Source organism: Streptomyces sp. NPDC037421, assembly GCF_055602105.1.
Genome location: NZ_JBVJWV010000034.1, coordinates 1 through 13071, shown reverse-complemented (window position 1 = coordinate 13071; position 13071 = coordinate 1). Strand labels below are relative to the sequence as shown.

2 protein-coding genes are annotated in these 13071 nt (G+C 76.0%); both read right to left on the bottom strand.

Annotated features, from left to right (window positions below; translation table 11 throughout):
* Nucleotides 1-5: 5 nt before the first annotated feature.
* Nucleotides 6-4289 (bottom strand): type I polyketide synthase, encoded by a 4284-nt coding sequence (locus tag ACZ7IF_RS32810; protein ID WP_470979113.1) that lies wholly within the window; start codon nucleotides 4287-4289, stop codon nucleotides 6-8.
* A gap of 114 nt (nucleotides 4290-4403) precedes the next feature.
* A partial coding sequence (locus ACZ7IF_RS32805) for a type I polyketide synthase (protein WP_470979051.1) occupies nucleotides 4404-13071 on the bottom strand: 8668 nt, incomplete at its 5' end.

Below are 13071 nucleotides of genomic sequence, written 5' to 3'. Positions count from 1 at the left end.
GCAGGTCAGGAAGCTCCCAGTTCCTTGTCGATCAGTGCGAAGATCTCGTCGTCCGTCACCGACGCGAGGGCGTCGTCGTCGAGGACGTCCGCCTCCGTTTCGGTTCCGCGCCACTTCCACAGCAGCGCTTCGAGCCGCTTGGCGACGGTGTCGCGGGCGGTGCCGTCCGGGTCGGCGTCCGCCAGTACGGCTTCCAGGGCGGCGAGTTCACGCAGCCCGGGCGCTTGCGCGCCGCGGGCGGTGCCCAGCTGGCCGAGGAGGTGCCGGGCGAGGGCAAGCGGGGTCGGGTGGCTGAAGACGAGGGTCGCGGGCAGGGACAGGCCGGTCGCGGCGGTGAGCCGGTTGCGCAGCTCGACCGCGGTCAGCGAGTCGAACCCGAGCTCCCGGAAGGCCCGTTCCGCCTCGACCGATTCCGTCTCCGGGTGGCCGAGGACCGCGGCCACCCGGGTACGGACGAGGTCGGTGACCGTGCGCTCCTGCTCCTGCGGGGAGAGCGCGGCCAGCCGCTGTGCGAACGATTCGGCCTCCGCCGCGTCCTGCGAGGCGGCCGTCCGGCGTACGGGCGTACGCGTCACGGTGCTCGCCCCGCCGGTGGCTCCGGCGGCGGCCGCGGCGGCGGACAGTTCCCCGGCGGACACCAGCCGCGACGCGAACGACGCGATGGAGGCCACGGGGCGGCCGGTGGCGTCGGCGACCGTGAGGGCCACCTCGTCCGGGCCGGCCGGGGTCAGGTGCACGCGCACGCGCGAGGCTCCCGCGGCGTGCAGGCGCACTCCGCTCCACGCGAACGGCAGCCAGGCCGTTCCGTCCTCCGTCTCCGGCCCGCTCACCGCCAGCGCGTGGAGCGCGGCGTCGAGCAGGGCCGGGTGGAGGCCGAACCGGCCGGCGTCCTCCTGCTGATCCTCGGGCAGCACCACCTCGGCGTACACCCCGACACCGTCGCCCGGGAGCCAGACCTCGGCCAACCCCTGAAAGGCCGGGCCGTACCCGTACCCCGACCCCGACAGCCCCTCATAGAAGCCGTCGAGGTCCACGCGCTCGGCGCCGGCCGGGGGCCAGACGGTGAGCTCGCGGCCGGGCTGCGGGGTCTCGGCGAGGCTGAGCACGCCCTGGGCGTGGCGGGTCCAGGGGCCGTCGGCGGCGTCCTGGCGGCCGTACACGGCGACGGTGCGCCTGGAGCCGGTGTCAGGGGGGCCGACGACGATCTGGAGCAGTACGGGGCCCTCGTCGGGCAGGACGAGCGGGGCTTCCAGGGTCAGTTCGTCGAGGGTGTCGCAGCCGGCCTCGTCGCCGGCGCGGACGGCCAGCTCGACGAACGCGGCGCCGGGCAGCACCCGGGCTCCGGCCACGACGTGGTCGGCGAGCCAGGGGTGGGTGCGCAGCGAGAGGCGGCCGGTGAGGACGGTCTGGCCGCCGTCGGCGAGGCGGACGGCCGCGCCGAGGAGGGGGTGGTCGGCGGCGCCGAGACCGGCGGCGGACACGTCGCCGGCGCCGGCGGCGGTGGCCGTCAGCCAGTAGCGCTCGCGCTGGAAGGCGTAGGTGGGCAGCTCGACGCCGGAGGCGTCCTGGCCGGCGTGGACGGCCTGCCAGTCGACGGGGGCGCCGTGGGTCCAGGCCTCGGCCAGGGAGGCCAGGAAGCGCCGGGGGCCGCCTTCGTCGCGGCGCAGGGTGCCGAGGGTGACGGCGGCCGGCTCCGTGGCGTCGATGGTCTCCTGCACGCCGATGGTCAGCACCGGGTGGGCGCTGGACTCGACGAAGACCTTGTGGCCGCGTTCCAGGAGGCCGGTGACGGCGTCCTGGAAGCGGACGGTGCGGCGGAGGTTGGTGTACCAGTACTCGGCGTCCAGCTCCGACCCGTCGGCCCACTCCCCCGTCACCGTCGAGAAGAACGGGACCTCGGCCGTCCGGGGCTCGATCCCGGCCAGCAGGCCGATGACCTCGTCGCGGATCGACTCCACCTGCGGACCGTGGGAGGCGTAGTCCACGTTGATGCGACGCGCGCGGACACCGTCGGCCTCACAGGCCGCCATCAGCTCGTCCAGGGCCTCCGGATCACCCGAGACCACCGTCGACCGCGGACCGTTCACCGAAGCGAGCGCGAGGCGCTCACCCCAGGCGGATATCCGCTCGCGGACCGCGTCGGCGGTGTCGGCGACGGACACCATGCCGCCCTTGCCCGCCAGGGCCACGATGGCCCGGGCCCGCAGCGCGGACACCTTCGCCGCGTCCTCCAGCGACAACGCGCCCGAGACGGCCGCGGCCGCGATCTCACCCTGCGAGTGCCCGACGACCGCCGCCGGAACGACACCGGCCGCACGCCACAGCTCCGCCAGGGACACCATCACCGCCCACAGAGCGGGCTGCACGACGTCGACCCGGTCGAAACCGGGCGCGCCCTCCTGCTGCCGCAGCACCTCCAGCAGCGACCAGTCCGTGTACGGGGCCAGCGCCGCGGCGCACGCGTCCAGCCGGGCCGCGAACACCGGGGAGGCCCCGTAGAGCTCCACGGCCATGCCCGCCCACTGGGAGCCCTGACCGGGGAACACGAACACCGTCTTGCCGGTGCCCGCCTGCCCCTGGTGGACGCCCGTCGCGGTGTCGCCCCCGGCGAGGGCGGCGAGGGCGCGCCCGGTGTCCTGCGCGGAGGTGAGGGAGGTGATCGCCGCGCGGTGGTCGAAGGCGGCCCGGGTGGTGGCCAGGGCGACGCCGGTGGCGGTGTGCGCGCCGGGGTGCGCTGCGGCGTGCGCGGCGAGCCGTCCGGCCTGGCCGCGCAGGGCGGCGGCGGTGCGGCCGGACAGGAGCCACGGGGTGCCGTCCACGGGGCCCGACAGGACGGCGGGGCGGCCGGGGCCGGTCTCGGCCGGCTCGGCCTCGGTGTCCGTTCCGGGGTCCTCGGGGGTCTGCTCCAGGATGACGTGCGCGTTGGTGCCGCTGATGCCGAACGCGGAGACGCCGGCCCGGCGCGGGCGGCCGGTCTCCGGCCAGGCGCGCGGCTCGGTCAGCAGTTCCACGGCGCCGGAGTCCCAGTCGATCTTCGGGGAGGGCGCGTCGACGTGCAGGGTCTGCGGGAGCAGGCCGCCCCGCATCGCCATGACCATCTTCATCACGCCGGCCGCGCCCGAAGCCGCCGAGGTGTGGCCGATGTTGGACTTCACGGAGCCGAGCCACAGCGGCCGGTCGGCGGGCCGGTTCTGCCCGTACGTGGCGAGCAGGGCCTGCGCCTCGATGGGGTCGCCGAGGGTGGTGCCGGTGCCGTGGGCCTCGACGGCGTCGACGTCGGCGGCGGAGACGCGGGCGTTGGCGAGGGCCTGCTTGATGACCCGCATCTGCGCGGGGCCGTTGGGGGCGGTGAGCCCGTTGCTGGCGCCGTCCTGGTTGACGGCGGTGCCCCGGATCACGGCGAGGACCCGGCGGCCGGCCCGGCGGGCGTCGGAGAGCCGTTCGACGAGGAGCATGCCGACGCCCTCGGCGGGCCCGAAGCCGTCGGCGGCGGCGGCGAAGGCCTTGCAGCGGCCGTCGGCGGCCAGCGCCCGCTGGCGGCTGAACTCCACGAACCCGGCGGGGTTCGACATGACGGTGACACCGCCGGCGAGGGCCATGGAGCATTCGCCGTTGCGCAGGGCCTGGGCGGCCATGTGCAGGGCGACGAGGGAGGAGGAGCAGGCGGTGTCGATGGTGACGGCCGGGCCCTCCAGGCCGAGGGAGTAGGAGAGCCGGCCGGACATGACGCTGGCCAGGTTGCCGGTGCCGAGGTAGCCCTCCAGTTCCTCCGGGGCCTGGAGGATGCCGGTGGTGTAGTCGATGGCGCTGAAGCCCACGAAGGTGCCGGTGAGGCTCCCGGCGAGGGTGGTGGGGTCGATCCCGGCGCGTTCGACGGCCTCCCAGCCGGTCTCCAGCAGGAGCCGCTGCTGGGGGTCCATGGCGAGGGCCTCGCGCGGGGAGATCCCGAAGAAGCCGGCGTCGAACTCGTCGAGGTCGTGCAGGAAGCCGCCTTCCTTCACGTAGTTGGTGCCGGGCTTGTCGGGGTCGGGGTCGTAGAGGGATTCGATGTCCCACCCGCGGTTGACGGGGAAGTCGCCGACGGCGTCGCCGCCGGCCGCGACCAGCTCCCACAGGTCTTCGGGGGAGCTCACCCCGCCGGGGTAGCGGCAGGCCATGCCGGTGATCGCGATCGGTTCGTGGCCGGCCGACTCGGCGGCCTGCAGCCGCTTGCGGGTCTGCTGCAGGTCGGCCGTCGCCCGCTTGAGGTATTCGAGGAGCTTCTCTTCGTTGTTCGCCATGGTCGGTATCTCCGTGGGCCCCGTGGGGCGGATCGCTGGCCGGCGGGTGGGATGGGGGAAGGGGTGCCTCCCCGGACGGACCGTGGTCGTGGCCCGTCCGGGGAGACACCCCTCCCGGATGTGTCAGGAGGTGCCCAGCTCTTTGTCGAGCAGGGCGAACATGTCGTCGGCGGTGGCGCTCTGCAGGCCTTCGCCGGTTGACTCGTCCGGGGTGGCGTCGGTGCCGCCCACGGTCCACAGCAGGGCTTCGAGGCGCTGCTTGAGCTTGGTGCGGGTGTCGCTGTCGGGCGCGGTGGCGGCGAGCGCGCCCTCGAGGCGGTCGAGCTCGTCGAGGACCGAGCCGACGGGTGCCGTCGACTCCGGCAGCAGGGCGCCGCGCAGGTGCCCTGCGAGGGCCGCCGGGTTGGGGTAGTCGAAGACGATGGTGGCGGGGAGCTTGAGGCCGGTGGCGGCGCCGAGCCGGTCGCGCAGTTCGACGGCGGTCAGCGAGTCGAAGCCGAGGCCCTTGAAGGCGCGGCCGGGTTCGATGGCGTCGCCCGAGTCGTGGCCGAGGACGCCGGCCACCTTCTCGCGCACCAGGTCGAGGAGGATCGTCTCGCGGTCGGCGGGGCCGGCCGCGGTGAGCTCCTCGACGAGCCGGGCCGCGGCCCCGGTGGCGGCCGCCGCCGTCTGTGCGGGTTCCTCGGCGGCCTTCAGGGCGGCGCGGGCCTCCGGGACGCCCTGGATGAGCGGGCTGGGGCGGCCGGAGGTGAAGCCGCGGGCGAAGCGCTCCCATTCGACGTCGGCGACGGCGCGGAACACCTCGTCGTGCTCCACGGCCTGGACCATCGCGTTCAGGGCGAGTTCGGGGTCCATCTCGATGACGCCGCGACGGCGCATGTACTCCTCGACGCCCTCGCCCTCCATCATGCCGCCGCCGCCCCAGGCGCCCCAGGCGAGGGAGGTGGCGGTCAGGCCGCGGGCCCTGCGCTGCTGGGCGAACGCGTCGAGCCAGGCGTTGCCGGGGGCGTAGCCGCCGTGGCGGCCGCTGCCCCAGACACCGGAGTTCGAGGAGAACAGGACGAACGCGTCGAGTGCGGTGTCGCCGAGCAGCTCGTCGAGGTGGCGGGCGCCGTCGATCTTGCCTTCGTTGATCTTCCGGTACTCGTCGGTGGTCATCTCGTCGACGAGGGTCGACTGGACGATGCCGACGGCGTGGACGACGGCGGTCAGGGGCTGCCCGGCCGGGATCGCGTCGAGGACCGCCTTGAGCTGTTCGCGGTCGGACACGTCGCAGGCCGGGATGGTGACCTCGGCGCCCAGGGCCCGGAGTTCGGCGGCGAGTTCCGCCGCCCCGGGTGCGTCGGCGCCGCGCCGGCTGGTGAGGACGAGGCGGGCGGCGCCGGTGGCGGCGAGGCGGCGGGCGACTCGGGCGCCGACGCCTCCGGTGCCGCCGGTGACCAGGACGGTCCCGGACGGCTCCCAGCGGCGGACCGGCTCGCGGTCGCCGAGCGGGGCGCGCACCAGCCGGCGGCCGAAGGCTCCGCCGGAGCGCACCGCGACCTGGTCCTCGTCGCCGAGGCCGGTGAGGACCCGGGCGAGCCGGGCCGAGGCCCGCTCGTCCAGCTCCGCCGGCAGGTCGACGAGGCCGCCCCAGGTACGGGGCTGTTCGAGGCCGACGACCCGGCCGAGGCCCCACACCTGGGCCTGGACGGGGTCGGCGGGCGCGTCCGCCGGACCGGTGGCGACGGCGCCGTGGGTGAGCGCCCACAGGGGTGCGCTCACTCCGGCGTCGTTCAGCGCCTGGACGAGGACGAGGGTGCCGGTGGCCACGGCGTCCCGGTCGGCCGCGTCGCCGAGCAGGGAGACCACGCCGGTGAGCGGGTCGCCGGGCAGCAGCGCGGCCCAGGCCGTGCGGTCGGCTCCGGCCGGGTCGAGGGCGAGCCGGTGGACGTCGGCGCCGTGCGCGGCGAGCGCGGCGACGATGGCCGCGGTGCGCTCGGGGTCGGCCGCCCGCAGGGGCTCCACGACGAGCCAGCGTCCGGTGAGCCGGTCGGTGGCGTCCTCGGGCAGCAGGGTCCAGTCGACGTCGTAGCGCCAGGAGTCGACGGTGGAGCGCTCGCGGCGGCCGCGCCGCCAGGTGGCGAGCTCGGGCAGCAGCTCGCGCAGCGGGCGGTCGCCGTCGAGGCCGACGGTCTCGGCCAGGGAGTCGAGGTCGCCGGCTTCCACGGCCGACCAGAACGCGCCCTCGGTCTCCTCGGCCGCGCCCTGCGGGGCGTCGGCCTCGGCGGGGCCGGAGGCCAGCCAGTAGCGCTGCTGCTGGAAGGCGTACGTGGGGAGTTCGACGGCGCGGGCGCCGCGTCCGGCGAGGACGGAGGTCCAGTCGACGTCGACGCCGCGGGTCCAGGCGGTGGCGAGGGAGGTGTAGAAGCGGGCCAGGCCGCCCTCCTCGCGGCGCAGGGTGCCCAGGGCCAGGGCCTCGGACCCGGCGTCCTCCGCGGTCTCCATGACCCCGTACACGAGGACGGGGTGGGCGCTGGACTCGACGAACACACGGTGTCCGTCGGCGATCAGGGAGCGGACGACGGGCTCGAAGGAGACGGGCTGCCGGCAGTTCTCGTACCAGTAGGCGGCGGTCAGCTCGGAGCCGTCCAGGACCTCGCCGGTGACGGTGGAGTACAGCGGGACGGAGCCGGCGCGCGGCCGGACGAACGAGAGGAGTCCGATCACCTGGTCCTTGAGGCGGTCGACCTGGGCGCAGTGGGAGGCCACCGTCGAGGGGATGACCTTGGCCCGCACCCCCTCGGCCTCCAGGGCGGCGACGAGTTCCTCCAGCGGGGCGACCTCGCCGGCGACGGTGACCGTACCCGGACCGTTGATCCCGGCGATCGAGAGCGCGTCCCCGTACCGGGCGATACGCTCCCGGACCGCGTCCGCGCCCAGCGACACCGAGGCGACCGCGCCCCGGCCCACCAGCTCGTCGGCGAACAGCTGCGAGCGGAGCACGACGACCTTGGCGCCGTCCTCCAGCGACAGCGCACCCGAGACGACCGCGGCCGCGATCTCACCCTGCGAGTGGCCGACGACCGCGTCGGGCACCACGCCCGCCGCCCGCCACAGCTCGGCCAGGGAGACCATCACCGCGAACAGGACCGGCTGGAGCACCTCGATCCGGGTCAGGCCGTCCCCGTCCCCGCGCAGCACCTCCTCCACCGACCAGTCGACATGCGCCTCCACGGCCGCCGCGACCTCCGCGAACCGGGCCGCGAACACCGGCGACGAGTCCAGGAGTTCGACACCCATCCCGGCCCACTGCGAACCCTGGCCCGGGAAGACGAACACCGTCTTGCCCTCGGTGTCGGCGGCGCCGGTGACGGTGCGTCCGGCGGGCGCGCCGTCCGCGAGGGCGGCGAGTCCGGCGAGGGCCTCCTCGCGGCTGCCGAGGACGACGGCGGCCCGGTGCTCCAGGCGTGCCCGGGTGGTGGCCAGGGACAGGGCGACGTCGGACAGGGACAGGTCGACGTCGGCGGCGAGGTGGTCGTACAGCCGCCGCGCCTGTGCCTGGAGGGCTGCGGGGTTCTTGCCGGTGAGGGTCCAGGGGACGGTGGCGGCGAGGACCCCGGCCACCGCCGGGCGCGCGGTGTCCTCGGGCGCCCGGTCGCGGTCCGGGGAGGCGGCCTGCGGGGCCTGCTCCAGGATGACGTGCGCGTTGGTGCCGCTGAGGCCGAAGGAGGAGACGCCGACCCGGCGCGGGTGGCCGGTCTCGGGCCAGGCCCGCTGCTCGGTGAGCAGCTCGACGGCCCCGGTGGACCATTCGACGTGCGGGGAGGGCTCGTCGACGTGCAGGGTCCTGGCGAGGACGCCGTGCCGCAGGGCCATCACGGACTTGATGACGCCGGCGATGCCGGACGCGGCCTGGGTGTGGCCGATGTTGGACTTGAGGGAGCCGAGCCACAGCGGCCGGTCCGCGTCGCGGCCCTGGCCGTAGGTGGCGAGCAGGGCGTGCGCCTCGATGGGGTCGCCGAGCTTGGTGCCGGTGCCGTGGGCCTCGACGGCGTCGACGTCCTGGGCGGAGAGCTTGGCGGAGGCCAGGGCCTGGCGGATGACGCGCTGCTGGGCGGGGCCGCTGGGGGCGGTGAGGCCGTTGGAGGCGCCGTCCTGGTTGGTGGCGGAGCCCCGGACCACGGCGAGGACGCGGTGGCCGTTGCGGCGGGCGTCGGAGAGCTTCTCCAGGAGGAGCACGCCGAGGCCCTCGGAGAAGGCGGTGCCGTCGGCCGCGCCCGCGAAGGCCTTGGCGCGGCCGTCGGCGGCGAGCGCCCGCTGGCGGCCGAACTCGACGAACTCGGCGGGGGTCGACATGACGGCGACGCCGCCGGCCAGCGCCATCGAGCACTCGCCCTGGCGCAGGGACTGCGCGGCCAGGTGCAGGGCGACCAGCGAGGAGGAGCAGGCGGTGTCGACGGTGACGGCCGGGCCTTCGAGGCCGAAGCTGTAGGCGACGCGGCCGGAGATGACGCTGTTGGAGAGGCCGGTGCCGAAGTAGCCCTCGACGCCTTCGGGGATCTCGCGCAGCTCGGTGGCGTACCCGGACGGGACGGCGCCGACGAAGACGCCGGTGCGGGTGCCCTTGAGGGTGGCGGGGTCGATGCCGGCCCGTTCGAAGACCTGCCAGGCGCCTTCCAGGACGAGGCGCTGCTGCGGGTCCATGGCGAGGGCCTCGCGCGGGGAGATCCCGAAGAGTTCGGCGTCGAAGCGGCCCGCGTCGTGCAGGAACCCGCCCTCCTTGACGTACGTGCGGCCGGGCGTGCCGGGCTCCGGGTCGTAGAGGGCGTCCAGGTCCCAGCCGCGGTCGGCGGGGAAGGCGCCGATGGCGTCGCCCTCGGCGGCGACCAGCCGCCACAGCGCTTCGGGCGAGTCCACGCCGTCGGGGAAGCGGCAGGCCATGCCCACGATCACGACCGGGTCGCCGTCGGCGGCCGGGGCGGTGAGGGGGGCGTTGTCCTCGTCCCGCCGCTCCGTCCCGGCGTCGCCGACGAGCGCGGTGCGCAGCTGACGGGCGAGGGAGGCGGGGGTGGGGTGGTCGAAGACGATGGTCGCGGGCAGCCGCAGTCCGGTGGCCCCGCCGAGGCGGTTGCGCAGCTCGACGGCGGTCAGCGAGTCGAAGCCGAGCTCCTTGAAGGCCCTTTCGGCGCCGACGGCTTCGGCGGCGGAGTGCCCGAGGACGGCGGCCGCGTGGGTGCGGACCAGGTCGAGCAGGGTCCGCAGCTGGTCGTCGGGGCTCAGTGCGGTCAGCCGGCGGGCGAGTGCCGAGCCGCCGGCGCCGTCGGCGCTCTCCACGGTGCGGCGGGCGGACACGCGGACCAGGCCGCGGGCGAGCGCGGGCAGGGTGTGGGTGGTGGCCATGGTGCGCAGGGCGGCCTGGTCCAGGCGTACGGGGACCAGCAGGGGTGCGCCGCCGGCCGTGCCGGCGTCGAGGAGCGCGAGGCCCTCGGCCGGGGAGAAGGCGACCATGCCGGAGCGGGCCATGCGGGCCACGTCCTCCTCGGAGAGGTGGCCGGTCATGCCGCTGGCCTCGCCCCACAGGCCCCAGGCGAGCGAGGTGGCGGGCAGGCCCCGGGCGCAGCGGTGCTGGGCGAGGGCGTCGAGGAAGGCGTTGGCGGCCGCGTAGTTGCCCTGGGCGGGGCCGCCGATGACGCCGGCGGCGGAGGAGAACAGGACGAAGGCGGTGAGGTCCAGGTCGCGGGTGAGCTCGTGGAGGAGCGCGGCGGCGTCCGCCTTGGGCCGCAGGACGGCGCCGAGCCGGTCGGCGTCGAGGGAGGCGATCACGCCGTCGTCGAGGACTCCGGCGGTGTGGACGACTCCGCGCAGCGGCCGGTCGGCCGGGACGGCCGCGAGGAGGGCGGTGAGCGCGTCGCGGTCGGCGGCGTCGCACGCCACCACCTCGGCCGTGCCGCCCAACTCGGCTATCTCCGCGACGAGTTCGGCCGCGCCGGGGGCGTCCGGGCCGCGCCGGCCCGCCAGCAGCAGGTGCCGTACGCCGTGCGTGGTGACCAGGTGCTTGGCGACCAGTGCGCCCAGGGTGCCCGTGCCGCCGGTGACCAGGACCGTACCGGCCGGGTCCCAGCCCTGCGGAACCGTCAGCACGATCTTGCCGGTGTGCTTGGCCTGGCTCATGAACCGGAAGGCCTCGGGGGCCCGCCGGATGTCCCAGGCGCGGACGGGGAGGGGCCGGAGCGTGTCCGTCTCGAAGAGCCGGCCCAGTTCGGTGAGCATCTCCGCGATCCGGTCGGGTCCGGCCTCGGCGAGGTCGAAGGCCCGGTAGGCGACCCCGCTGTGGTCCCGTTCGACGTCCTGCGGGTCGCGGACGTCGGTCTTGCCCATCTCGACGAAGCGGCCGCCGCGCGGCAGCAGCCGCAGCGAGGCGTCGGTGAGTTCGCCGGCGAGGGAGTTCAGGACGACGTCGACGCCCTCGCCGCCGGTGGCGGCGCAGATGCGCTCCTCGAAGGAGGCGTCACGGGAGGAGGCGATGTGGGCGTCGTCGAGACCGGCCGCGCGCAGCGCGTCCCACTTGCCCTCACTGGCCGTGCCGAACACCTCGGCGCCGAGGTGCCGGGCGATCCGTACGGCGGCCGATCCGACACCGCCCGCGGCGGCGTGGATCAGGATCCGCTCGCCGGCCTTCAGGCCGGCGAGGTCCACCAGCGCGTAGTAGGCGGTGAGGAAGGCGGTCGGCGCGGACGCGGCCTCCTCGAAGGTCCAGCCGTCGGGGATGCGGGTGACGACGCGCCGGTCGGTCACCGTGTGCGGGCCGAAGGCACCGGGGAACGGGCCCATCACGCGGTCGCCGACGGCGAGTCCGGTGACGCCGGGGCCGGTCTCGGTGACGGTGCCGGCGCCCTCGTTGCCCATGGTCGCGTCGCCCGGGTACATGCCGAGCGCGATCATCACGTCGCGGAAGTTCAGGCCCGCGGCGCGGACCGCGACACGGACCTCGCCCTCGGCGAGCGGCCGCGTCCCGGCGGGCACCAGGGCCAGGTGGTCGAGGGTGCCGCCGGAGGAGGCGAGCTGCCAGCCGTCGGCGTTCCGCGGGGGCGTCAGGGTGCCGCCGGGGGCGGTCCCGCGCACCAGGCGCGGCGCGAGCACCGCCGTGTCGCGTACGGCGGCCTGCGGGTCGTCGGCACGCCGTGCGGCGGCCACGGCCGTGGGGAGGGCCGCGGCGGCGTCCTCGGGCGTGGCGCAGGCCGCGTCGAGGTCGACGAGCAGCAGCCGGCCCGGGTTCTCGGCCTGGGCGGAGCGGACCAGGCCCCACAGCGGGGCGTGGACCAGGTCGGTGACGTCCTCGCCGGGGCGTACGGAGACGGCCCCGCGGGTGACGACGGCCAGCCGCGCTCCCTCCAACCGCTCGTCGGCGAGCCACTCCTGGAGGAGGGTCAGGACGCGGGCGGTCTCCGCGCGCACCGCGTCGGCGAGCGCGCCGGCCGGGGAGTCCGCGTCCGGGGCGGGGGCGCCGCCGACGGGCAGGACGACGACCTCGGGGGCGGGCAGTCCGGCGGCGACGGCGTCGCCGAGGGTGGCCACGTCGTCGAAGACCTGCGGGAACGCGCCGAGCCGCTGGAAGGCGGCCTCGACGCCGAGGCGGTCCTCGCCGAGCACGCACCAGTCGTGCGGCGCGGCGTCCTGCGGGAGGCCGTCGGTGTCCACGGCCGTCCAGTCCAGCCGGAACAGGGAGTCGTCGGTGGCCGGCCCGGCGTCGAGGGACGCGGCGGTGACGGCCCGGGACACCAGGGCGCCGACGGTGGCGACGGGGCGGCCCGTGGCGTCGGCGATCTCCAGGCCGACGCCGTCCTCCCCGGCCGGGGAGATCCGCACGCGCAGCGCGGTCGCGCCGACCGCGTGCAGGGTGACCCCGTTCCAGGAGAACGGCAGGCGTACGCCGTCGGCCTCGCCGCGGGCGGCCGGCACCAGGCCGGCGTGCAGGGCGGCGTCGAGGAGGGCGGGGTGCAGGCCGAACCGGGCGGCGTCGTCGTGCTGCTCGTGGGCGAGGGCGACCTCGGCGTAGATCTCGTCGCCGTCGCTCTGCTTCCACACGGCGGTCAGGCCCTGGAAGGCGGGCCCGTACTGGTAGCCGGTGCCGGCCAGGGCCTCGTAGAAGCCGTCGAGGGAGACGGGTTCGGCGCCGGGCGGCGGCCAGGCGGAGAGGTCGAAGGCCGCTTCGCGGCGGGCGTCGAGCAGCAGGCCGGTGGCGTGGCGGGTCCACGGGGTGCCCTCGGGGGCGTCCTCGGGGAGGGAGTAGAGGGTCACGGGCCTGCGGCCGTCGGATTCGGGGCCGCCGACGACGAGCTGGAGGCGGGCCGCGCTCTCGGGCGGCAGGACGAGCGGGGCTTCCAGGGTCAGTTCGTCGAGGGTGTCGCAGCCGGCCTCGTCGCCGGCGCGGACGGCCAGCTCGACGAACGCGGTGCCGGGGAGGATGACGGTGCCGTTCACGGCGTGGTCGGCGAGCCAGGGGTGGGTGCGCAGCGAGAGGCGGCCGGTGAGGACCGCCTGGTCCCCGTCGGCGAGGCGGACGGCCGCGCCGAGGAGGGGGTGGTCGGCGGCGCCGAGACCGGCGGCGGACACGTCGCCGGAACCGGAGCCGGCCACCTCCAGCCAGTAGCGCTCGCGCTGGAAGGCGTACGTGGGCAGGTCGACGCGCGCGGAGTCCCGGGCGCCGTGGACGGTCTGCCAGTCGACGGGGGCGCCGTGGGTCCAGGCCTCGGCGAGGGAGGCCAGGAAGCGCTGCGGCCCGCCCTCTTCGCGGCGCAGGGTGCCCTGG